The sequence below is a fragment of the Cellulosilyticum sp. WCF-2 genome, assembly GCF_003990395.1.
Lineage (GTDB): Bacteria > Bacillota > Clostridia > Lachnospirales > Cellulosilyticaceae > Cellulosilyticum > Cellulosilyticum lentocellum.
The window spans coordinates 3,577,656-3,601,258 of record NZ_CP034675.1; the positions used below are offsets into that span (position 1 = coordinate 3,577,656).

At 34.1% G+C, this 23,603-nt stretch carries 18 protein-coding genes; 3 read left to right on the top strand and 15 right to left on the bottom strand.

Features of this window, described 5'->3' with window-relative positions:
* Nucleotides 1-111: 111 nt before the first annotated feature.
* From EKH84_RS16150 to EKH84_RS16200, 11 genes are all read right to left on the bottom strand, one after another.
* Nucleotides 112-558, bottom strand: a complete 447-nt coding sequence (locus tag EKH84_RS16150) for an Hsp20/alpha crystallin family protein (RefSeq protein ID WP_127067089.1) — start codon at nt 556-558, stop codon at nt 112-114.
* A 198-nt stretch (nt 559-756) separates the two neighbouring features.
* On the bottom strand, nt 757-1,503 hold the full coding sequence (locus EKH84_RS16155; protein ID WP_127067090.1) for an FAD-binding oxidoreductase: 747 nt from the start codon (nt 1,501-1,503) through the stop codon (nt 757-759).
* Nucleotides 1,504-1,776: 273 nt separating this feature from the next.
* Nucleotides 1,777-2,937, bottom strand: coding sequence for an HlyD family secretion protein (locus tag EKH84_RS16160; RefSeq protein WP_127067091.1), 1,161 nt, complete (start codon nt 2,935-2,937; stop codon nt 1,777-1,779).
* Nucleotides 2,921-3,640, bottom strand: a complete 720-nt coding sequence (locus EKH84_RS16165; RefSeq protein WP_127067092.1) for an ABC transporter ATP-binding protein — start codon at nt 3,638-3,640, stop codon at nt 2,921-2,923. The genes EKH84_RS16160 and EKH84_RS16165 overlap by 17 nt, the downstream gene beginning before the upstream one ends.
* Nucleotides 3,641-3,749: 109 nt before the next feature.
* Entirely contained in the window at nt 3,750-6,269 is a 2,520-nt protein-coding gene (locus EKH84_RS16170) for an ABC transporter permease (protein WP_127067093.1), read from the bottom strand.
* 368 nt (nt 6,270-6,637) lie between these two features.
* Complete coding sequence (locus tag EKH84_RS16175) at nt 6,638-7,612, bottom strand: methyl-accepting chemotaxis protein (protein WP_127067094.1); 975 nt, start codon at nt 7,610-7,612, stop codon at nt 6,638-6,640.
* Between the two features lie 12 nt (nt 7,613-7,624).
* Nucleotides 7,625-8,725 (bottom strand): FIST signal transduction protein, encoded by a 1,101-nt coding sequence (locus EKH84_RS16180; protein ID WP_127067095.1) that lies wholly within the window; start codon nt 8,723-8,725, stop codon nt 7,625-7,627.
* 278 nt (nt 8,726-9,003) lie between these two features.
* Nucleotides 9,004-10,035: an ATP-grasp domain-containing protein gene (locus EKH84_RS16185; RefSeq protein WP_127067096.1), complete on the bottom strand. Its 1,032-nt coding sequence runs from the start codon at nt 10,033-10,035 to the stop codon at nt 9,004-9,006.
* 120 nt (nt 10,036-10,155) lie between these two features.
* Nucleotides 10,156-11,175, bottom strand: coding sequence for an AEC family transporter (locus tag EKH84_RS16190; protein WP_127067097.1), 1,020 nt, complete (start codon nt 11,173-11,175; stop codon nt 10,156-10,158).
* A gap of 262 nt (nt 11,176-11,437) precedes the next feature.
* Nucleotides 11,438-13,510, bottom strand: a complete 2,073-nt coding sequence (locus tag EKH84_RS16195; protein ID WP_127067098.1) for a glycoside hydrolase family 31 protein — start codon at nt 13,508-13,510, stop codon at nt 11,438-11,440.
* 132 nt (nt 13,511-13,642) lie between these two features.
* Nucleotides 13,643-15,973 (bottom strand): WD40/YVTN/BNR-like repeat-containing protein, encoded by a 2,331-nt coding sequence (locus tag EKH84_RS16200; RefSeq protein WP_127067099.1) that lies wholly within the window; start codon nt 15,971-15,973, stop codon nt 13,643-13,645.
* A gap of 271 nt (nt 15,974-16,244) precedes the next feature.
* On the opposite strand from EKH84_RS16200, the gene EKH84_RS16205 reads away from it, so the two are divergent.
* Complete coding sequence (locus EKH84_RS16205; RefSeq protein ID WP_013657672.1) at nt 16,245-16,763, top strand: LiaI-LiaF-like domain-containing protein; 519 nt, start codon at nt 16,245-16,247, stop codon at nt 16,761-16,763.
* A gap of 117 nt (nt 16,764-16,880) precedes the next feature.
* Here EKH84_RS16205 and EKH84_RS16210 read toward each other — a convergent pair whose 3' ends face one another.
* Both EKH84_RS16210 and EKH84_RS16215 read right to left on the bottom strand, forming a co-directional pair.
* A complete protein-coding gene (locus tag EKH84_RS16210; protein WP_127067100.1) occupies nt 16,881-17,906 on the bottom strand; it encodes a stalk domain-containing protein in 1,026 nt (341 codons plus the stop codon).
* Nucleotides 17,907-18,026: 120 nt separating this feature from the next.
* The gene (locus tag EKH84_RS16215) at nt 18,027-19,106 is read right to left on the bottom strand and encodes a transposase (RefSeq protein WP_127067101.1); all 1,080 of its coding nucleotides are present in this window, start codon (nt 19,104-19,106) and stop codon (nt 18,027-18,029) included.
* A gap of 267 nt (nt 19,107-19,373) precedes the next feature.
* Here EKH84_RS16215 and EKH84_RS16220 point away from each other — a divergent pair, with 267 nt between their 5' ends.
* Both EKH84_RS16220 and EKH84_RS16225 read left to right on the top strand, forming a co-directional pair.
* On the top strand, nt 19,374-19,967 hold the full coding sequence (locus EKH84_RS16220) for a chromate transporter (RefSeq protein WP_127067102.1): 594 nt from the start codon (nt 19,374-19,376) through the stop codon (nt 19,965-19,967).
* A gap of 1 nt (nt 19,968) precedes the next feature.
* Nucleotides 19,969-20,529, top strand: coding sequence for a chromate transporter (locus EKH84_RS16225; RefSeq protein WP_127067103.1), 561 nt, complete (start codon nt 19,969-19,971; stop codon nt 20,527-20,529).
* Here the strand turns inward: EKH84_RS16225 and EKH84_RS16230 are convergent.
* Together EKH84_RS16230 and EKH84_RS16235 are read right to left on the bottom strand one after the other, a co-directional pair.
* Nucleotides 20,526-21,410 (bottom strand): LysR family transcriptional regulator, encoded by an 885-nt coding sequence (locus tag EKH84_RS16230; protein ID WP_127067104.1) that lies wholly within the window; start codon nt 21,408-21,410, stop codon nt 20,526-20,528. The two genes, EKH84_RS16225 and EKH84_RS16230, sit on opposite strands and share 4 nt — an antisense overlap.
* A 120-nt stretch (nt 21,411-21,530) precedes the next feature.
* Entirely contained in the window at nt 21,531-23,603 is a 2,073-nt protein-coding gene (locus EKH84_RS16235; RefSeq protein WP_127067105.1) for a methyl-accepting chemotaxis protein, read from the bottom strand.

Consider the following 23,603-nt stretch of genomic DNA (forward strand, 5'->3'; position numbering starts at 1 on the left):
GTTTGACTGATTACTTTTTATTATACGAATTTATGTCATCTTAATCAAGCAAGAAAGTAAACAAAAAAAGACTACTGCAACTTGGTGCGGTAGTCCTCTAGGTCTTAACTTTTATTGGATTTCAATTAATCGTTTTGCTTTTGGTACTTCTTCTTTTGGAATATTTATCTTTAATATACCCTCTTCTAATTTAGCTGTAATGCCGTCTACTTTAACATCTTTTAAGCTAATTGCACGCTGCATAGAAGCCATGCGACGTTCTCGATGGATATATTGATCTTTTTCATCATTCATTTCTTCTTTTCGTTGTACGGCTATAATCAGTTGATCGTTCTGATAGTCGATGGCAATGTCTTCTTTTTTAACGCCTGGCATCTCTGCTTCAATAGCATAGCCATTAGCATCTTCTTTAATATCTACCTTAAAGGTGTCATACTTAAAATCCCTTAAGCTGAGAAGATCATTGTTAAAAAAGTCATCCATTACATGATAAAAGTCTACAAATCCGTTGTTGCTCCTTTGAACTGCTTGACGATTGAATGGTGTTAATCCAAACATATAAACTCCTCCTTTAAGAAACCTTTTTATAATTTTGTTAGCACTCTCATTGGTTGAGTGCTAATTACACTTATAATATAGGCTTCTTAAATGTTATTGTCAAGTATTTTTTTATTTTTTTATTTTTTTATAAAAATTTTGTATTTACGAAATATGCTTTAAACCTTCATCAAAAAAAGAGCCGTACATGGCTCCTTTTTACTGGCTAAATAATTCATAATAAATGCGATCTTTACTTACGCCTAACCCAAGTAAACTTTCCTCTAAAGCTTTCATAAATACTGGTGGCCCACAAAGATAAAAAGTACTTTCTAAATTGGCTTCTGTACTTAACCATTCTTTAGTAACAAAGCCTATTTCATCATAGTCCCTTCCTTTTTCATCTTCTGCTAGAGGATTAGAATAAAAAACCGTATTTCTGAAGCCCTTTAGTTCTGCAATCATGTGAATATCTGTTTTAAATGGATGAAGCTTTGAGTTTTGCACGGCTTGAATAAAATGAACTGATTTTCTAGTATCAGCTGCTTGATAAAGCATGGATAATAGTGGAGTGATGCCTATCCCACCTGATATGAGGGTAATAGGTGCTTCTGCTCTCTCTTCTTTTAAAGTAAATAACCCCATAGGAATCATGGCTTCAATACAATCTCCTATCTGTAATCTTTCATGAAGATAAGTACTTATTAACCCCCCTGGTATTTTTTTAACACTGATACGATAAAGCTCGTCATTAGGAATGATGGATAAACTATAGGTTCTCAGCACATCTTTATAAGCTGCTTCCTCTGTTACTATTTTAAAAGGAAGATATTGCCCTGCTTCATGTTTGACAAGTTTGCCACCATCTTCTGCTTTAAAGTAAAAAGAAGTAATATCCTCACACTCTTTAATTCGATCAACCAAAACAAGTTTCCTAAAACCGCTCCATTTGCCATCTTGTTTCATCATTTTCCTCCTTTTTCTTTTTTAATAATAATTATTATATAATATGGCATAAATTAATCCAAGCCTATTTATATTATATTTTTCATTATCTTATATGATTTATACTCCTTTTTCATAAATAAAAAGGCTACCTGTGAAACTTATCTCAAATACACGATATCGTGTATTAAAGTATTATTTCCAGACAGCCTCTTATCATTTTCTTAATTATGTCCTTTTAAGAAGGCGTAACTATTTCTTCTACAACAACTTGATTTGTTAGTGAAGCCCTATTTAATAATAAATAATAGCATTTACTTCATAACCTTGTTTTAAAACTGCTTGATTTTCTGTTACCTCTAATTCTACACTAATCATATTTTCTCCGTTAACAACTTTAGCTGCTTGGGCAATACGTGATACCTTAGCGCTGATTGCATCATCTGGGCTCGCTGCTAAGTATAGATCAGCTTTTTCTCCTACTTTAATTTTATTGATAAAGGCTTCTGGTACATCCACTAGAGCGGTTAACTTACTAGGGTCAATAAGACGCATGATAGGTTCTCCACCTTTTAGCCGCGTTCCTTCAGTTACTAGTATTTCATAAACAACTCCTTCTTTCTGATCCAAAACAATAGCTTTATCTTTTAAATAAGCTTTAGTGAGTTTAGCTTTCATTTCTTTCAGCTCAGTTTCTGCTGTTTGTATCTTAATATCTAAGGCCTCTACTTTGCTTGCTTTTTCTGTACTTGTATTACTTACTGTTAACTGCAAGCTATCTATTGACCCCTTAAGACTATCTACCTCTAATTGCTTACTTGTTGTCAGCTGTTTTAATGTATTTTCCGCTTGATACTTATTATTTTTAAGTTCTGCTAAACTCATTTCTTTATCTTTTAGTTCTTTATCTGATATCCCTCCTACTTCTATTAAACTCTTACTCACCTCATAATCTTTTTCTGCTATACTAATCTGCTGGTCTAATATTTTAATTTGTTCTTCAATCTTTATAAGTTCAGGATCTGTACCATTTGATAACTGATTTTGTTTTGTCTTTAACTCACTATTTTTTTGATTAATAGTAACACTTTGTGGATCTAAACTACTATAGGCAGCTTCTCTTTCTACTTTTAAAAGCTGAATTTCTTGTTCTTTTTTGATTATTTCATTTTTATAGCTTTCATAATCTAGAGTCATAAGCTGAGTACCTTTTTCGACAAGATCCCCCGCTTTTAAATCAATGGTTTCAATAGTAGCTGGAAAATCTACTGCTAATTCTCTAATAGCTGCAGCTTCTACTTTTCCAAATACATCTAATTGATTCACTTCCTGATTAACTTCTACTTCTTTTGCTAATTCCTGTGCATTCACTTCTTGTGAGTTGCAACCAGTCATTGAAACACTTCCTAAGATAATTCCTGTGCTTAATAAAAATAAACTAAATTGCTTTTTCATATCCTTCTCCCCTTATCTTTGTAGACTGTTCTTCACAAATACAACCGTCTTTCACCATAATTAAATGCGTTCCATAATCTGCCGCTTCCCTTGAATGGGTAACTTGAACAATGGTTTTCCCTTGTGTTTGATTAATCACTTGTAAAAGTTCCATAATCTCTTTTCCTGTTTTACTATCTAAATTTCCAATAGGCTCATCTGCAAAAATAATATCTGGTTTATTAATAAGTGCTCTTGCAATGGCCACTCTTTGTTGCTGACCACCTGAAAGCTCTCTTGGTGTATGCCTTCTACGCTCTGTCAATCCTACAATTCTCAGGATTTCTTCTAAATCCTCTCTATAATCCTTCATTTTCTTGCCATCTAATAAAATCGGTAACATAATATTTTCTTCTACATTTAAGTTGGGAATCAAATTGTAAAACTGAAATACAAACCCTATATCACGTCTACGCATTTCACTTTCTGCTTGATCCTTCATTGTAGATAATTCTTTGCCATTAATCTTAATAGTTCCAGTAGTTGGCTTATCTAGCCCTCCTATTAAATAAAGCAAGGTGCTTTTCCCTGAACCAGAAGGCCCCATAATTGAATAAAAGCTTCCCTTTTCAACTGTTAAGTTGATATCTTTTAAAATCTCTACTTTTTCACTCCCTAAATCATAGCTTTTGCATAAATGATTGGTTTCTATTACATAGGACATTTCTACTCCTCCTCATATTTTTTACTAATACCGGTTTTATTTTTATCACGCTAACAAGCCCTATCCCATCACCCTTCTTATCATTCGAAAATCCTTGCACTCTATCCAACTATTCAAATTTGATTGCTTCTATAATGTTCAATTTAGAGGTTTTAAAAGCTGGAGAAATAGAAGCTACGATAGTCACTAAAGTTGCTACTCCAATATAAACCCATAGGCCATTAGCTACAAAGTAAACAATTGGTGGTAGCTGCATACCTTCTATAACATAAGGCATATTGTTCATAATAATCCAACCGGCTCCTATACCTGCTATTGCCCCTAATAGCCCTGTGTATAAAGCTTCTAAAAAAATCATTTGAATGACTTGCTTTTTGTTCATGCCCACTGAACGTAATACTGCGATGCTTCTTTTTCGTTCAATAAAGCTAATAAATAAATTATTAATAATACCAATTACGCCTATAATGGCTGCCAAAACAGAAAACCCAGACAAAATACTCATAATCTGAGCATTACCTTCCTTATTATTTTGGAGCTGTTGCCTCATAGTGGCTCCTGATAGATGACGATCCTTATATTTTATCTTTAGTGCTTCTAATACTTCTGTAGGTTCTTTAGACGTTTTTAAGTAAATTGTAGTGTAATTGTGAACCCCTATATCTTGTTTAAAATAAGCCTCACCAATCTGAACTAAATCTCCATTGTTCATTAAGGTATCATAAAAGCCAATAATTTCATAAGTCCGTAATCCCTCTGGCATTTTAAGCTGTATCTTTTGCCCTTCTACTAAGCTATAACGTTTCTTTAGTACATTTGAAAACGCAATATTACGTCCCTCCCCGAGTTGTTCTAGGATACGATCCTTTTCTTCTTCATTCTCATACCCATAAGTCAGGTAATCAGCATGAACCTTCCCTGAAACACCTTCAATGGAGGCAAGCTTTACATTATTGTAATCTACTAACTCTATATTCTTACCATAGTAATAACCACTGACATAACAGCCATAAGCATCTGTTACCCCCTCCTCATATAGCAAGGAACGTACTGTATTTGTATCCATATCATCTAGGGATAGTTGTACATCATACGCAAAGTTCTTCTCGTAGGCATTTACCACTTCTACTGCTAGATTTTCACCGATGTTATTGACCATAAGCAAAATACCGACCCCAAGAGTAATCAGTGACATACTATTAAGTATACTTTTATTTCCTTTAATATTTTTCACTGCTAGTACCCCTACATTACCAAATAAGGTTGCGAACAGTTTCTCAGTTAAGCTAGAAGAAAGTTTAATAATAGTAGGTAGAATCCCTATTATGCCAATTAAAGCTAAAAATACGCAGATGCTAGCTGCTGTAATCCGATAGCTCTCAGGTAGAATTTTAATCGCTACAATACTAAATACTACTAAAATGATACTTCTTATTTCTTTACTTCTTTTACGCTTTACTGAGTGATTACTCCCACCTAATACAATTTCCTTAACAGGTACCTTAGCTACCTTTAATATAGGTAAAATACTACTAGCTAAACAAATAATAATACAAAGTAAAAAAGAACCTAATAGATAACCTGGCGTAATGACTAAATCTATCTTTCCACCTATACCTTCTGAAGCAGCTACGACACTAAGAAGTACTTTTAAAATAATAATGCCTAGTCCCCATGAAGCAATCCCCCCTAATACACCATAAAAACTGCTTTCTAAAATGAGTACTCGTTTCATCATCTTTTGACTAGCACCTACGCTTCTAAAAGTCCCAATAATCGGCATTTTCTCTAGCATAATGACCTTGAATGAAGTATAAACGATAAAAACACTCATCACTGTTACAATTAAAGTCATCATCATAAATAAGGTAGAAAACATACCAAGCATGGTTCTTATGTCTTCAATAGGAATAGGTTCTGCTACTTCGTATTTAGGATAAGCTGCTTTAAAATCTTTTAAGAGCTGTGAAACCTCTACCCCTTCTTTTCCTTTAATGTAAATGCTACTTGGCTTTTGATGTGTTCCTAAATACTTAGATAAAGTGGTATAGGGCATTAAAATTTGAGACCTATTTCCCTCACTACTAAAGATTCCTACCTTACTGGTAATACCATAAATCATCAACTTCCTTTTGATGTTGTTTATACGTATCTCTAAAGCATCACCTATTTCTAATTGATACTTCTTCGCAGTTTGATCACTTATGATGATTTGATTATTGGTAAAGTCTGCATTGCTACGTTTACTAATGAGCTGTAACTTATTCATTTGCAAGTAATCTTCAAGCGCTACCCCCATAATACTGACTTCATCTACAACCTTTTTTCCACTATCATAAGTACCACTGCTACTTAATACTGGAATCATGTATTCTACCTGCTGCTCAAGTGCTTTTCCTGGTGTTAAGCTGATTACTTGACTTGGTGAGTTTTCTCCTGGTCTAATACAGACCTCCGCCGTTCCAGTGCTTGTTTTCATCTGCTCCACATAAATAGCTAATAAAGAATCGGTAATGGAGAGAGAGGTAAGACATAAAGCTCCCGATAACATGACTGCTAGTAAAATAAGAAACGTTCTTAGTTTCTTTTCACTCATAGACTTCATAATGTATTTGATAATAATAGGCATCTTTTACTTCCTCCTTTAATCTGCCTTTTTGCTCCACTTCATATTATTTTTTATAAATAGATACCTCGCCTGTAATAGTACCCTTATTTCACGTTTATACTAATCGTAAAAATAAGTGCTGTCAATTAAAATACTGAAAATTCATATTTTTTAACCCTTCTCTAATCCTTCTTTAATCTTTCTTTCTAACTTTTCTCAGATTACAACCCAAAAATTGTCTTACTAGAGTTTTCTTTTCTCATAACATTTCAGACATTTTATTTTATTATTCAACCTTCCTCTTACTTTTTTTTAGTATTTATCAAATAAAAAAGAGACCATTTACTTTATCAGTAATAGTCTCTTATAAATAAAATATCCCCTTATAACTAAGCATCCTTCTTTAAAGATTCTTTTAACATATTTTCTAACTGCTGCAAGAAATCAATGATACCACAAATAATAATAGCTTTTTTACTCATTTTAGTATTTAAAATATCTAGCTTGTCCCCAAATTCATTAATCGTTCCTGTTATAACACTTACCCCTTCTGTTGCATGGTTAATCTCTACATTGGCTCTTTCTATTTCACTTACAATTTGCTTACTTACTTCCTTTACTTCTAGAGAGCAAGCAGATACTTCTTTAAACTGTTGCTGCACATTTTCTGCATGTTGTAAATTACCTGCAATAGCACCTTTAGAATTTATTATTTCTTTCTTTAAAGCATCTAGACTACCATAAAGCGTTTTAATGCTTTTATCAATACCGCTTGCTAACTCTTTAGTAGAAGCAGATAATTCTCTAATATGTGTAGCAACTACTGAAAAGCCTTTTCCTGCTTCTCCTGCTCTACTTGCTTCAATAGAAGCATTTAAAGCTAATAGATTAGTACTCCCTGCAATACCTGTTATGCTCTTTGACATCTCTTGAATATGTGAGAAATCCTTTTCTAGCATTTGAAAGGTTGTAGTCATACCATCTAGTGCAGAACAAGTTCCTTCTATTTGATGCGTTAATTCATCCATTTGTGTATCTGCTTTTTGAATGGCTACATCAGATTTTTCCATTCTATGATCAATCTGCCCTACAAATACCTCAAATTGCTTAAAGTGACTATTCACTTGTTCAATCATCTCATTAATCGTACCCACCTGTTCGTAAGCTGAAGCAAATTCCTTTTGAACATCTAGTAAACACTGAGAAACGTCTATTTCTTCATTCATAAAGGCATCTACTTTTTTCTCAATATGTAAAATACCATAGTTTATGTACTCGTCATAACTTTCACTTTCTGGTACTTCTGCTAGGTATTCTTCTTCCCTTGATTTCTCTTCTCTTTTTCTAGAACCTAACCACTTCATCCTTCAGCCCCCCTATTCAAATACTGCAATAGCCATTGTCTGATTAAAATGCTGCTCATTAAGCTGCTCTCCATATCCTGAAAAAGCCACATAATCACCTACAGCTTCTCCCATTTTTCTAGCATATGCATTAATATAGCCATCTTGTTCAAATAAGATAGATCTAGCTAAACAGTGTATCATGATTGCTAAACTAGCATGTGGAATATCTCTCCTAATCTTCTCTATGGTCTTTTCAATCACCTCTTTGTAAGAAGCTGGCTGCAACAAAACTACTTGTGAGTTGCTATATACCCTTGCATGATAAGCAATACTATTATCTGGTAGTACCATTTGATTAGCTGTAATATACATATCATTTCCTATGATTCTTCCTAAAGGACGATTATCAAGATATGGACCTAGTTGGTCAACCCTTGTATTGAGTGCTTTTGCCATAGCTTTAGCTGCTGGCTCATGATTCAGCTCATGAACAATACGTTTTCTTACATCCACTTTCGTTGCAATAAAATGATGCTCTGTGGGCTCATAAATATTTTCTTTATAAAGCTTAATAGCTCCTTTAAGATTTCTAATAAGTACAAAAACACAGGCCTTATCATAAACTATTCCATTCAATGAAACCATTGTTTTTTCAGCTACGCCATGGTCTCCTGCAGAACCGCCAATTAAAGGAATTTTCTTTTCATCGAGCACACTATTTAAAGTGGATAAAATGAGTTCTTCACTGCTAATAAGCGCTGTTGAAAATTCTAAACATATGGTGTTTCTAGGGTTAGCTAGCTGCTTTACACAATTTTCTACTCGTCTTACATATTTTAAAGGATATTTATCTACTTCTTCTAAAACATCACCAAAACACTCAATACCTTCTTCAATACCTAATACCATCAATGTATCTTTATAAGCGCCTTCCTTACAAAGACTAACGTAGGTAGTAGAACCCATTATTATACTATCAGGAAACATCTTCTTCATTTCAATAGTGTATGCTTCAAACTGCTCAACACCTGAATAAAACAGGATCAGCTTAGGTTCCTTTAAACCACCAGCTGCTTCCTCAATAGCTTGTTTTGCATCTTTTTGAGTACTTTTTCCAATTTTATATTTCATAGATAGCCTCCTTACTCTGCTAATTATTCTAAATATGTAATTATTTTGTGTAATTGTATCATATTTTTAGAATTTATTCAACATTTACGAGGTACTATTAATATTCCTGTATATTATTATACTTTTTGCTAATAGTTACTTATATTTTTATTAAAATAGACACTAAAAGCTACAAAACTACTTCTTGTTTTATAGCTTTTAGTGTCTATTTTGACTTTTAATTTATTTATTAAAAATCCACGTCATCTTTTTCATTAATAGTCCAAGAATTTAATCCTTTAAAGGATGACAGGCTGTTCTACATAAACTAGTTCTACAACATCTGGAGGATACACAGGAACTTCTACCACTTGCCCTAATAGCTTCTTAAGCGCAAGGTAGGGTAAGTTTATGCCTGCATAATAGCTATAATGAATACCGCCTGACATACGGGTATTTACTTCTAACAAATAGAGGGTATCTTCATGGTAACGTAACTGTAAATTAAAGGGCTGATTAAATCCAAATCGCTCTGCTAAAACAGCTGCTTTATTTATAAGCTCTTGGCTACAACAAATTTCTTGTAATCTCCCAGGACCTTTTCGTCTTGGTACTGCTATTACTCCATGTTGTGTTTTTAGTGCATCAATACTGATTTCCGTTCCTTTTAAATAAGGCATGATGATGAGTGGCTTAAACGATTCTATTGAACTTAAAATCTTTACGATTGCTTCATAGCCTATATGCTTTTCACTCATCTCCAATTGTTTAATCGATACTGGGCCATCCTCTATGATATTAAAACTACTAGCGCCTTCTCCCACTGCATATTTAACACATAAAACAGCACTCTTCCCTAACTGTTGCTTTAATTTTTCATAGCTGAGTTTAAAGGCTTCCACATCTGTTACTACCTCAAAAGGTGGTACGTTACAAATTTCTGGAAAAGACCTAAAAAGCTCAGCTGTCTTAACTTTATTATTAAAGTTTTCTAATAGTTCTATATCATCTTCAACTAATACTTTAATACCTAACTCCGTAAAGGCTTCCTTCCTTTTAGCAATAGCTATCATATGACGTTTTGGTATAAATACGTCTACTTGATGCTCCCTACAAAAAGTTAAACACCACTCTACGTAGTCTTCTGGGCTTATTCCCTTCTTAGGTTCTTCCCAAAATTCATCACAAACCTTTTGATAAACAACCTTTTGATTGGTGCTTGTTCCAATAATATGTAAGTTTAAACCATCAGCTTCAGCCCCTTCTCTTAGCTGCTTAATAATTTGATACATTGTACTAAACCACTGATTGACCCAAATTCTACACCTCATAAATTACCTACTTTCATTATTTATTAATAATAGTATATCACTTCTTGATATTTCTAAAAATATTTACTTTTGCTTGCTCATATTAACCCAAAAGTGCGCCAGGCTACTTATGCATTTCCCTTATAAAAGCTGCATACTTCTAAATAACATAATGATTATAAACAAACTAGGCATAGATAAAAGGCTGGTCCACACCACAAGTTGCCCTGCCAATTCTTCATCTGAGCCCATAGCCCCTGCCATAATTGCACTTGAAACTGCTACAGGTGTCCCAAACAAAGTAATAAGTGCTGGATATTCTGTTGTCGTAAAATGGATAAACTGTGTATGCTGAGATAAAAGCAGTGCTCCACTTAAAGCAAGCAGTGGCGCCACGATTAAACGCCATACCGTTCCAATCATAATATCCTTAGCCAACGCTTTAACAGCTGAAAATCTAAACTGCCCTCCTAAAACAATAAGTGCCAAAGGCGATGCAATACTGCTAATATTTTTAATAGCAGTATGTAAAAATGGTAAATGGGTTTTTAATGTAAAAGCATAACTCCTAGTTGCCTCATCATAAGGTATAAACCCACGTATGACTAAACACGTCATGCCTAATGCCACGCCAATAATAAGCGGATTTTTACAGATGCTAATTAAAATCTGTTTGGGTCCAATCTTATTTCCTTTTGGATCCTCTACATAAATAGATAACGCAACAACAGCTAAAATATTATAAAGAGGGATGCTAAAAGCTGAGATAACAGCAGCAATAGCAACTGCCTTAGAACCTCCTAATGCTTCGGATAAAGGAATGCCTATAATTGCAAAATTAGATCTAAAAATACATTGTAAGATAACTCCTTTTTTGCGTGGATCTGATGTACATAGCTTGACTGTTAACATTCCTAATACGAATAAAATTAATATAGCTAGCACAACAAATGTGATAACACTCCAGTTTAACTCGCTTAAATTATCTATAGAATAAACATTATAAAAAAGTAACCCAGGCAATGCTACGTTAAACACAAAGGCATTAGCTTTTTTTAAAAATGCTTCATCAAAAAATTTAATTTGCTTTAAACCATATCCTAATGCAATAAGCAGGATAAGTGGTAAAATAGCATTGGCTGAAAATATAAAGGTATCCATTATTTGTTTCTCCTTATGTACTCTTTTTGTCTTTTAATACGTCTTTTCTACCCCCTCATTATAACTGAATGTTATAAAAAAAACGACTTTTCTTTTAAGAATAAAACGGGCAAAATAATAAGGGGGTTGTCGCGCTAAAAGCATATACCTTATAAATATACAGTTTGTTAGGCTAAAACAAATTTAATTGCCTTGATGATTGTATAAATATAAGCTGAATGCTTAATGCGACAGCCCCACAGTTTTAAACATATTTTTCTCTTTATACTTCATAAATAGAATAGTTTTTTCCTTCTCTCATCATAACAGGGATGACTTCTAATGGTGTAGGTGTTGTGATTACTTGACCCCCTTCGTAGGTTTGTTTTGTATAAGCATCCACCCACTTAGTGCCTTCTGGTAAATAAACCTGTCTTTCCTTCATACCTGCTTCCATGACAGGCGCTACTAATAAATCAGGGCCGAACATATATTGGTCTTCTACCTCCCAACATTTTGCATCTTGTGGAAAATCGAAGAACATAGGACGCATAACGGGCTCACCCTTATCACTAGCTGTTTTCATACATGCTCTTATGTAAGGACGTAAACGTTCACGAATAAAGAGGAATTGTTTTAAAATCTCATAGTTATCTTCTCCAAAACTCCACACTTCATTGTCTTGTCCTGAGGTTAATTGACGCACACCATTAATAAATTCTTCTTCTCTTTCATACCATGGTGAACGTTCTCCATGCATACGAAAAACTGGACAAAAAGCGCCCCAAGCAAACCAGCGCACTAATAATTCTTGAAAAGCTTTATCTTTAATATCTCCACCTAAGAAACCACCAATATCAGAAGTCCACCAAGGAATGCCTGCAATCCCCATATTCAGTCCTGCTTGAAGCTGCTCCCTCATTGCCCTAAAGGAAGAGTAAATATCTCCTGACCAAGTCAGTACGCCATATTTTTGGCTACCTGCCCAGGCACATCTCACCAAACTTAAAATCTCTGTTTCTCCCTCAGCTTTTAAACCATCATAAAAGCCTTTGGCATACATTGCCGGGTAAATATTAGTACACATTAAAGCTGGTCCTTCATAATAACGGTAATTGTCAAAATCGTAAGGTCCATACTCAGGTTCAGCTTCATCTAACCAAAAACAGCGAATGCCTTTATCATAATAATGCTCTTTGCAACGTTCCCATACAAATTGCTGTGCACCTGGATGAGTAGCATCATAAAAAATCGTATTTCCCATCCAAGTCATATGATTTTCATTACCACGGTCTGCATGTACTAGGTAACCTCTATCAGCCATTTCTCCGAAATTCTCACTTTTTTCATCTATGGTAGGCCATACAGAAACCACAGTTTCAATCCCCATCTCTTTGAGTTCCTTCACCATAGCTTCTGGATCTGGCCAATCGCGTGGCTCAAATTTAAAATCTCCTTGTCTGGTCCAGTGAAAAAAATCAACGACAATAGCATCCATAGGAAGTCCTCTTCTTTTATGTTCCCTCGCTACACTTAGAAGCTCCTCTTGATTACGATAACGTAATTTACATTGCCAATACCCTAAACCAAACTCTGGCATCATTGGTGTTCTACCTGTTACAGCGCTATATTGCTCTTCTATTTCACTCGGTGTATCCCCTGCTGTAATATAATAATCTAACTTCTTGGTTCGCTGTGCACACCACTCCGTCTTATTAGTACCAAAATGAGCTGTTCCTATAGCTGGATTATTCCATAAAAAGCCATAACCACGACTAGAAATCATAAAAGGAACACTAGCTTGACTATTACGATGAGCAAGTTCTAATAAAGCCCCCTTTTTATTCAGCTGACGATCTTGATACTGACCCATTCCAAATATTTTTTCGTCATCAAAAGCTTCAAAACGTGCCATTAAGGTATAATCGCTGCTTCCTGCTATAGGTTTTAATTCCCTTGCATCTATACGTAGTGGCACACAATAACGATTTAAACGATTACGATTACGCCAGTATTCAGCTGTTAATAACTCTCCTTTTTGATTGTAATAGCTAATCCAACCTTCATGAGAAACTTTAGCTGTAATCTTGCCATTAGTGATACTTGCTTCTGTGGCTTTCATATGATACGCCTTATAAGCTTCTTCTTTGTACCATGGGTCTGTGACATCTATTTCATTAAACACAATGGTTGCCTTACAGTCTTCTACCTTTTCGGTTAAAGCCCAGTCCTTAGTATCCATAACTGCTTCTTTGGTCATTCTTACCCTAAGACCATTCATTCCCCAAGGTTCAATCCATACCTCAACTAACCCTTCTGCTATAATGAGTTTATTATTCTCTTGTTGTAATCTCATGCTACCCTTCCTCCTTATTAATTTCTCTTTTATTTGCTTCAATCTTTTTAACTAATTGTATTTAATTCAATATGTAAATTTATTCCATATTCTAAAGTGCTCATTTTATTTTCAAATAGTTAAAGTATTACTTTAACCTTCTTCACTAATAGGCTCTCCATATAAAACGCCCCTTGAACCTGTGGCAATAAAGAATCTCCCAAAAGTACGACTATCTCCCTCTATACTGTTAATGTCACCAAACATCTGATGCTCAGTATTTAATTTTACCCATGTTTTTCCCTCATCTAAAGAACGATAAAAACCATAACCACCTTTTAAATCCCCACAAATATATAAGGCTTTATCCTCTTTAAAATAATCACCATTAGGTCTTATAACTCCTAGCCCAATACGATAAATGATTTCGTCTTCATCACTAAGCTTCTTTAAGGAGAGCTGATCTTCACGCGCATCATACTGCATCTTCCATAGGCCTTTTTCTCTTAGAGCCATATAAAAAATGCCTTCTTTTCCACTTTCTCCTCTAATTTCAGTCAGATTAGCGCAGTCAATCAAAGCAAAGTTCACTCCTTTAAGCTGCTGATTTACTGAATACTCTTTAAAAGAAGCTCCACTATCTTTACTTATATAAATGCTCCCTTCACTATCAAAGCCATACATAAGCCGGCTATTCATGCGATCCGCAAACACTTTCATACCTCTATGATTAATGCGCTTATTCTCTAAGTTATAAATCTCACAGCATTTAAAACTTTTTCCTCCATCTTCACTGTGAATCATGGTACGCATAGGTAGTTCTATATTGTCAGCAATACTCCATACCAAATGGTCACAATCAGGTGATAAAGCTACCCACCCAGCATTTACATTAGGTTGTTCAATATACCTTAGCTTTTCATCTATTTCCTTAGACAAACCATATGGCATCTTTAGTCTTTCAAAAGTTTTTCCTTGGTCTTTGGATAAAATAAGACCACCTTTTGTTTTACCTGTCCAATTACCTCTGGCTGTCACCACTAGTACCTCCGGATTTAGATCAGAATAGTCTGCATTAATACAAGTAATATAACGATTCCCCTCGGTATCTGCAAAGGAATTGTCACAAGCCACCTTAAGGTCTTCAAAAGCAAATCCACCTAGATCTCCTAATATATCGATGAGCTTTACCTTTCCTGCTGGAGGACTGTATACATTAAGATGTACTGTTTCTTCGATTCCTGTTGTATAATCTTGAAAATGAGGTAAAGTACTCATCAAATCTTTAGAACCAAAGATTCCTGTTCCTGAATTAAACCATACTTCATTCCCATTAAAAGGATTAATTTTAATATCACTTAGCCAATGCAAAATGGAATGACCACCATTGTATTCTGGCTTCATATAAGAAGTAACAAAGCTTAAATTACCTAACTTCAAATCATCTAGTACAGTTTCCCAATGTTCACCATAATCAAAAGAGCGATAAATACAATCTCCATCATCTTTACACAAGGTTGTAGCCACTAATAATCCTGGCTGCGTTTTACAAGCACTTATTCCACTAAAACCGTATTCTAAATCTTCATTCGTTTCACTCTCCCTATAAGGTGTTATTTCCCTATAAGAGATGATCTTACCCTCGGTATCTCTTTCATAACGAATAATTCTACCGGCTAAAGCATCTCCTGAATCGCAGCTATAGCCATTCTCTTTCACATAAGACCGCCTACCTGTTTCTGAAAAGGTAATATATAAATAGTTACCATCATCACCATAACGTTGTGCCACATAACCTGACATTCTAGAACCTACCACATGAGATTTTTCAGGTTGCCATAGCTTTTCAAAATGGCTGCCTCCATCATAAGATACATACAAGCTATGACCTCTTTCCTTATCACTTTGCTTTGTTGTCACACCTGCAGTACCTACCACTAATGTTTTGGCATCCTTTGACTGCCATACAAAAGTCATGTACTTCTCACCCTGTACTTCTAAACTCTCCCATGACTTTCCTAAATCTTTACTTCTCAAAAGGCCACCTTGCTGACTGGCAAAATAAATAGTCTGATCTTCCTTAGCATCTACAATCAGTCTCAGACCTGTCCCTCTACCATTCAAGTTACCATGTACTAAAGTAGGAATATTTTCATAAGTAAAGCTTTTCCCACCATCCTGAGAAATAGCTAAAACACCTTTATTTTCTTTATTAACACCACAAGCGATTAATAAACATTCTGGTTGATTCGTGTTTAAACCAATGGCTATAGGATAACTTTCACTTAAATCTGTTTGTGTTACATGATCTATTAAACTTTTCCACTTGTTCATTTCATAATCATAACGGTAAACGCCACCTATGTCTGTTCTGGCATAAAGTACATCTGGCTTTTGCGGATGAAATACAAAGCCTGTTACATAGCCCCCTCCTGGTATGGGTGCATGCTCATAGTGATATGGTATTTGCTTTTTAATTGTCACAACACTTCCCCCTTGTATTCGATTTTCCTTTTGTTTTACATACTTCTTGCTTTAACGGTATTATAGCTAATCCTTCTTCTTTAAGATACCCTAAAATGTTAAGCATTTTTACCGTTATATCTATTGGAATCATATTTTATTTATAACATTTTAACAAATCAAAATAAACTAACTCTCTATTATTTATCATCAAATTTTAATTTTTCTCTCACATTTTTCTAAGAGGTACACCTTATACTAAATTTATATTAAAGATAACGGAGGATTAAATATGGATCGCACATCATTACAATCAAAGAAATTTTGGGGACTTATTTTACTAGCCTTAGGTATTTATGGTATTTTAAATAACTTTTTTGACTTTAATTTTTTTAGTATGAGCCATTTATGGCCACTATTTGTACTAATTCCTGGTTTAGCTTTCGAATATAGCTATTTTTCTACAAGACGTGCTCCGGGGGTCTTAGTACCTGGTGGTATTTTAACAACACTCGGTCTACTCTTTTTATTTGAAACTAGTACCCATTGGTTTTTCTCAGCTTACACTTGGCCAGTTTATATTTTAGCCCCTGCTATTGGTCTCTTTCAACTTTACTTATATGGCGGACGTTGCAAGGGCTTATTAATCCCTGTCGGTATTTTAACAACTGTTGCAGTTACTTGCTTTTCTTCTACTGTTCTTGGCCATTTCTTCTTCTTTATTAATGGTTCTATCGTTTGGCCAGTTGCTTTAGTACTTATAGGTTTATTTATCTTATTGGGTAAAAGTGATTCGACTAAGCATATGTAAAATAAAAAGAGGCTGTCACAAAACGTCTATCAAATACAAGATATAGTCCAGCCCAAACTAATTGTTGGTTAAGTCTTGTATTAGAAAGTTATTTCGTGGCTACCTCTTTTTTACTGTTTACTTTAAATCGGCATCTGGTAATAAACTCAAATAGCTTAAATCGCCTCTTGCTTCGCTAATAAGCCAATAGTTGTTGCCTTCTAATGTATATTTCTTAATCGTAATTTGTTCTTTTACTGTTTCAAACACCTGTCCTTGAAGCATCTCTTCTACTGCTAAAGTATAAACTAAAGTATCTTCTGCTTGCTGCTTCTTATCTAAAATCGTTACCTTGCCTGCTGAAGGACTAGAACCACCTGTTACCCAACCTCGTTTACTTGCTAATACCTGTTGTTTTAGTTCTGGTGAAAGACTACTATACTGCAATGCACCACTTCTTACTTGTTGACCTCTAATCCATAAAGCTAAAGTTTCTTCTGGTGTAAGAGGTGCCAGCACCTTTTGCATGCTTTCTAACTCTTTTTCAATTTGCTCTGGTGTAGGATAAACTATTTCAAGGCCTTCTGAAATCTTAGTAAGTTCTGCTAAAAAAATAGTATTAAACCATTCTGGTGTTACATAAAGCCGGTTGTTTTTAAAAGCATAATCATACGCTGCAAAAGATATGTTAAAGCCATCATCATCAATGGTGATACTAATAGGTTTTTGATGCAACATGAAAGTATCATTATTTTTTAATGGATACGAAGGTATTTCTAAAGTTTTAACTCGATCTGGCAACTTATAAGTAGTGTCTTGATTTTCACTGGTTAAGCCATTTAAGTATGATAAATAAAGATGTGCTTCTTGATAAGTAGGATTTTCTATAGTTACAGTTCGTGTTTTTTGATCCCAGCTCACTGCTATTCCCATTTGCATCACTAACCATCTAAGAGGATAAAGCTGATGTCCTTTTATTTCTAAAACTCCACCTGGTATCTCTAAAAGCTGACCATTTAAAAGAATTTGGTTACCACTCTCTTGAAGCACTTGTGCTTCTTCTGTACCACTTTTAAGTGCTACTTGCTGCATGTCAGTAGTAGCATAAATAGTTTGACCGAATAACATAATACTTATTGCTAATGCTAGGCCTCTTTTTTTCATCCTATCACGTCCTTTAAATCTTTGCTTCTTACCTATTAATATACACTTCTCTCTCTCTTTTGCAAGCAAAAAATACACTTAAGTCGGTGTTTTGTCGTACTTAAGTGTATTTGATACATTTTACAATACTTCTTCTAGACTCTCATAAAAGGTGCTACCAAATTCATGGCATAAAAGAGCCTTATTAACCTTATAAACTGGTCTATAATCTTCTTCTTTAAAAACATCATTGTGAGCTTTTTTATTAATACAACGTAGTTCTACTTCAAGTGTATTATAACTTCCCCAACGTCCAAAACGATGTGCAAAGTCTTCACTTACTACAGAAGTTAAAAGTAGAAGTTTTCTTTGCTTATTTGTAATGAGTTCAATAATCTCTAATGGATACATTAAACAGGATAGTGGACATAGTTCATAAATAGGAATGTCTCTCTTTAATGCATAACTGTGGGCTATACATTTATATATTCCCTCTTCTTCCACTAGTAATGCACAATGGCCATCACATTCATTAATAGAGCCATCAGAAGCAATAAGACCGCCCTTAGCTAGAATTTTCTTATAGGTTGCTTCATCATAGGCTTTTACTTCTTCTTCAATATTTAAAAGATGTTTATCAAAGACCTTTTTATTACGAGGTCCTAAATTACAAGGACTTCCACAACAACAGCCATATTTATATAACTTCGTACAAGCAAAACAATTTAAGTTAATTTCATGTTTTAATGCTTCTTCATCAACTAAAAATATCTGATCATTCTTTTCAATTACACTAAGTTTTTGTGCCAATAGATAGCTTTTTAAATCTTCTAACTGACTTGTAAAACTATCCTCCATGTCGTAATATTCCGCATCTATAACACTATTTAATAATTTTTCTAGACGTCTATCTTTTTCACTTAAGTCACCACTTGTAGTCGTTATTAAAGTTTTTTCCTCATCTACTAAATCTGTAATAGCTGGTAATTTTTTTTGCAAATGTTTAACTAGCTTATTTATATTTAACTGTATACTGCTATTAATCTTTATCTTAAGACTATTAGACCGCATCTCTATTTGCTTTAATAAAAGATTTTGTTCTTCACATAAATGAGCTATATGCTCTTGAGCCATTTCTTGTATTTCTTCTTCGAAGCTAGGCTTATTTCCTTGGGTATACCAAGTAATGGTATAGTACCATTTAGATTCATTATCTATCATATTATTTCCTCGTCTTACTTATTGATATCACTTTCATTTTCTTCTTGTAGCTACTCAGCCGCTAATATACACTATTTTATGCGGCTGAAGAGTTATCTCCCTTTTATCTTAATATGAGATTTAATGACTGTCTATGCAGAAAGCTATTATAGGTATTTACCTATGTCTTTCATAACAACTATTTATTTTACAAATAATCATTTTCCCTTTACACTATTTCTATAATTAAGTTAAAACTTACTCAAACACATAAGGAGAGTGAACACCATGTCACATAAAAAAGCAACTCAACATGGACATTTGTTATGGCAACTTTTCATCTCCACTTTTATGCTAAGTGCTTGTACTTTTGGTGGTGGTTTTGTTATTGTTTCGCTGATGAAAAAAAAATTTGTTGAAGAATTAGGTTGGATTGAAGAAAGTGAAATGCTGGATATTACAGCTATTGCTCAATCTTCACCAGGTCCTATTCCTATTAATGCTTCTGTTATTTTAGGTTATCGTATGAGGGGTATAATAGGCTCAATTGTAGCAGTACTAGGGACTTCCATCCCACCGCTTGTGATTATTTCTATTATTGCTGTATTTTATGATGCTTTTCGTCATAATGCCGTTATTGCTACTGCCCTTTTAGTCATGCGTGCTGGTGTAGCAGCTGTAATATGTGATGTTGTCATTAATCTAGCTAAAAATATTATCCGTACAGGAAATCGTTTTTACATGGTGCTTATGGTCATTACCTTTGTCATGACCTACTTTATGGGTATTAGCGCCATGACCATTATTTTACTTTGTATTGCCATTGGACTCATCACACTTTTACTAGAAATGAAACGCAATAAACAACAAGGAGACTGCTAATATGTTACTTCAATTATTTTTAAGCTTTCTAAAAGTAGGCCTATTTAGTGTAGGCGGTGGTTATGCGGCTATTCCTCTTATACAAAATCAAATTGTTAATGTACATGGTCTTATGACTATGGCTGAATTTACAGATTTAATAACTATAGCAGAAATGACACCAGGTCCTATTTCCATTAATTCTGCTACCTTTGTAGGAACACAATTGGCAGGTCTACCTGGCGCACTTATTTGTACTTTAGGTTGCATTTTACCTGCATTTATACTTTGTCTTATACTAGCTCATTTTTATTATAAATATCGTAACTTATCTGGGGTTCAAACCATTTTAGCAAGTCTTCGACCTGCTGTTGTAGCACTTATTAGTTCTGCTGGACTTGCGATTTTATCTCTTGCACTATTTAATGCTGATAAGTCTGAAATTGTTTTAGCCAACTTTAGACCTATTGAATTTTGTTTATTTATAGGTGGTTTAGTGGCCTTAAGAAAATTTAAATTTAACCCCATTATGGTCATTTTTGGTTCCGGTATTATTGGTACTTTAGTTTATAGTATCTTTTAAGCTTTCAAACCATTTGCTCGTAAACAGTCTAAAAAACTCATTAACTGTTTAGATAAAAACTTATCCTTATGAGATACAACGCAGATTTGTCTAGATAAGCTTATGCCTTCTAGTTCAATGACGTGTAGTATCTCTTTTTTTACTTCTTGCTCAATTGTACGTGCTGAAAACACTGCAATGCCTTGTCCTGCAATAGCCGCTGCTTTAATAGCCTCGGTATTTGTACACTCCCATTTAACTTCCATCATTACCTGATGTTCCTCAAGATGCCTACGAAATAAGCTTCTTATACCACTCCCTTCTTCTCTGCAAATCAAGTGATGTCCTTGTAGCGCAGTAATAGGTAGTGACTTTTGACCATATAAAGGATGCTTTTTCCCAACTGCTACTACGAGGGGGTCTTGACATACGGATTGCTTTACTAAATCCGATGCGTTAACTTCTCCTTCAATAATGCCTACATCCAATTGGCTATTTAAAAGCATTTCTTGTAGTATATAGGTATTATTAACAGTCACTTTAATCTTAACTTGTGGGTTTTGCTCTTCAAAAGTAGTAATCATCGGTTCAAGCATATAAGTCCCTGCTGTAATGGTAGCACCTATACGTAAGTTCACTTTCTCTCCCAAATGATTTAAGTTCACTTCCATTTCATCAAAGGATTGAAGGATATGCTGCGCATATTGAAATAGTAACTGACCATTTTCTGTAATGTAGAGTTTTTTAGAAAGCCTTTCAAAAAGTTTAATGCCATAATAATCTTCTATTTCTTTAATAGCCTGACTCACTGAAGGCTGAGAAATAAAAAGTGATTTGGCTGCAATCCCCATCTTCCCCTCCTTGACTACTGCTACAAAAATCCTTAAATGCCTAATTGTCATACCTGATCTCCTTTATTACCTAGTTACTTCTATTATAACCCATCTATTCCTTATATAAATAGTATCAAAAAACACTAGATGATTATTGGCTTTTAACCACTTCATCTAGTGTTTCTGGGCTTATAGTTTGAAATTTTCTATTGAACTTTCTAAGCGCTTCATGGATTCAACTAAATTTTGAGATAATACAGATAGATTTTGAATCACTCCTTTTTGTTCCTCACTAAACGCACTCACTTCTTCAGTGGCAGCTGTAGATTCTTCTATAACAGCTGCAATATTAGAAATCTTGCTACTTGTTTCACTACGAAGTTTATTCATGTCATCAACTTGATTATTAATATGGCTTAGCTCTTCATCCATGTGTTGTAAAATGGAAATCATATCTTTAAATATAACAGCAGTCTTATCCACTGCTTGATTTTGCTTATTAAAGATTTCATTTGCTTTTCCCACAAGTTCAGTCGTATTCAGTGTTTTATTTTCTATCTCTTGCAATGTCTTTCCTATGGTTACAGTAGAAGATTTAGATTGCTCTGCTAACTTTCTCACCTCTTCAGCAACTACTGCAAAGCCTTTTCCGACTTCTCCTGCACGTGCTGCTTCAATACTTGCATTAAGGGCCAAAAGATTGGTTTGCTCACTAATACTATCTAAGAATTTCATCATTTTTTCAATGCCTTTATTAAGCTCATTTAATTCTCCAACACTAGCGTTCATTTCCTTAGTAATACTTATTGATGAGGCCATTGTTGTATTTAATAAAGTCATTGTATCAGATGCTTCATGAAGCATTTCTTTAGCACCCTGTGTGTTCTTATAGATATTTTGTGTTTTCTCGCTAACCATTTGTATACTGTCTCCAAGGTTAGCCATTGCCACAACCCCTTCTTGAGTATCAGAAGCTTGATGATTTGCACCTTCAGCTATTTCACCTACTGAAGTAGTTAATTGTGTGAATCCTTCTACCGTTTCATAAGTTGATTCAGAAAGAACTTGACTATTTTTTAAAGTACTTGCTACTACTTCTTTGGTTTCTTCTAAAAGCTTATGTATATTAAACATCATATGATTAAAACTCTTACATAACAAAGCTACTTCATTATGTCCTTTATTTGAAGCCTCAATAGTTAAATCCCCTTCTTCTGCTTTCTTCATAAGCTTCATCAGTTCAATGATAGGATTTGAAAATTTCTTAGCAATTCTTGTACCTACTACTATAGCTAAAGCAGCTACTACAAGTACTAAAATCCAAGTGAATAAACTTGCCATCTGTATACGTTCTGTAAGTGAACGTTCTGGTATCTGTACAATCATCTTCCAACCATTGCTCATGGTATGATAAGTAACTAATTGTTTGTCCACTATTGTAGAGCCATTTTCTTCACCATTTTCAATAGTTGTCCAAACTTTATCACTTATTTGAGCTTGCTCTGCTGGTTTACTATAAATGTTCTTTTTATTATTATCTACAATGACAATAGAAGAATCACTTAACAAATTAACCTGATCAATAGCAGATACCATTTTACTTAAATTAACTTCCATAACAATAATATCTTTTGAGGTTTTTTTATTACTTACTTTTCTAGCAATAAAGATACTATCTGATAAATCACCTATTCCAGCAATCCAGGTAGGTGTCATATCTATGTCATAATCTCTTATACGTTCTATAGACTCTATCTTATACTTATTAGATTCTCCCCCGGCTATAATCTCACCATTGGTAGGTACGACCCATATATTAGTTACGGCACTATTTAATGAGAAAACAGCATTGATTTGAGAAGATATATTTCTACTACCTGTTAGTTTATCAAACATATCATCAGAATTATACTTTTCAAAATTATTTGTAGGAATAGTATTAGACACTACAAAATCTGTTATTTTCTGTTCAACTTGTGCATTAAATACCGTTATATTCTCAGAAACTTGTTTAATGATTTCTTCAGATAATTGTTGGGTCGTATCTCTTACCACATCCTTAGAAACCTTTGCTGAAAAAATATTAACAATTAATAAGGGAATAATAGCAAAACATATACACATGGATATAATGCTTGACTTTATAGAAACAAATTTATCTTTTTTAGTAGCACTTTTTACTTTTAATTTTTCTTTCTGCTTAAGTGGTTTATTGGTTAACTTTTTTTTCTGTGTTAATTGAGTTCTACCTTTTTTTCGCAT

Excerpts from the sequence above, each read along its gene's own strand:
- EKH84_RS16180 (WP_127067095.1), bottom strand. The coding sequence starts at position 8,725 with ATGAAATATAAAATTGGAAAAAGTACTCAAAAAGATGCAAAACAAGCT.
- EKH84_RS16205 (WP_013657672.1), top strand. The coding sequence starts at position 16,245 with ATGGATCGCACATCATTACAATCAAAGAAATTTTGGGGACTTATTTTA.
- EKH84_RS16185 (WP_127067096.1), bottom strand. The coding sequence starts at position 10,035 with ATGAGGTGTAGAATTTGGGTCAATCAGTGGTTTAGTACAATGTATCAA.
- EKH84_RS16195 (WP_127067098.1), bottom strand. The coding sequence starts at position 13,510 with ATGAGATTACAACAAGAGAATAATAAACTCATTATAGCAGAAGGGTTA.
- EKH84_RS16190 (WP_127067097.1), bottom strand. The coding sequence starts at position 11,175 with ATGGATACCTTTATATTTTCAGCCAATGCTATTTTACCACTTATCCTG.
- EKH84_RS16215 (WP_127067101.1), bottom strand. The coding sequence starts at position 19,106 with ATGATAGATAATGAATCTAAATGGTACTATACCATTACTTGGTATACC.
- EKH84_RS16235 (WP_127067105.1), bottom strand. The coding sequence starts at position 23,603 with ATGCGAAAAAAAGGTAGAACTCAATTAACACAGAAAAAAAAGTTAACC.
- EKH84_RS16230 (WP_127067104.1), bottom strand. The coding sequence starts at position 21,410 with ATGACAATTAGGCATTTAAGGATTTTTGTAGCAGTAGTCAAGGAGGGG.
- EKH84_RS16155 (WP_127067090.1), bottom strand. The coding sequence starts at position 1,503 with ATGAAACAAGATGGCAAATGGAGCGGTTTTAGGAAACTTGTTTTGGTT.
- EKH84_RS16220 (WP_127067102.1), top strand. The coding sequence starts at position 19,374 with ATGTCACATAAAAAAGCAACTCAACATGGACATTTGTTATGGCAACTT.
- EKH84_RS16175 (WP_127067094.1), bottom strand. The coding sequence starts at position 7,612 with ATGAAGTGGTTAGGTTCTAGAAAAAGAGAAGAGAAATCAAGGGAAGAA.
- EKH84_RS16225 (WP_127067103.1), top strand. The coding sequence starts at position 19,969 with ATGTTACTTCAATTATTTTTAAGCTTTCTAAAAGTAGGCCTATTTAGT.
- EKH84_RS16210 (WP_127067100.1), bottom strand. The coding sequence starts at position 17,906 with ATGAAAAAAAGAGGCCTAGCATTAGCAATAAGTATTATGTTATTCGGT.
- EKH84_RS16150 (WP_127067089.1), bottom strand. The coding sequence starts at position 558 with ATGTTTGGATTAACACCATTCAATCGTCAAGCAGTTCAAAGGAGCAAC.
- EKH84_RS16160 (WP_127067091.1), bottom strand. The coding sequence starts at position 2,937 with ATGAAAAAGCAATTTAGTTTATTTTTATTAAGCACAGGAATTATCTTA.
- EKH84_RS16170 (WP_127067093.1), bottom strand. The coding sequence starts at position 6,269 with ATGCCTATTATTATCAAATACATTATGAAGTCTATGAGTGAAAAGAAA.
- EKH84_RS16165 (WP_127067092.1), bottom strand. The coding sequence starts at position 3,640 with ATGTCCTATGTAATAGAAACCAATCATTTATGCAAAAGCTATGATTTA.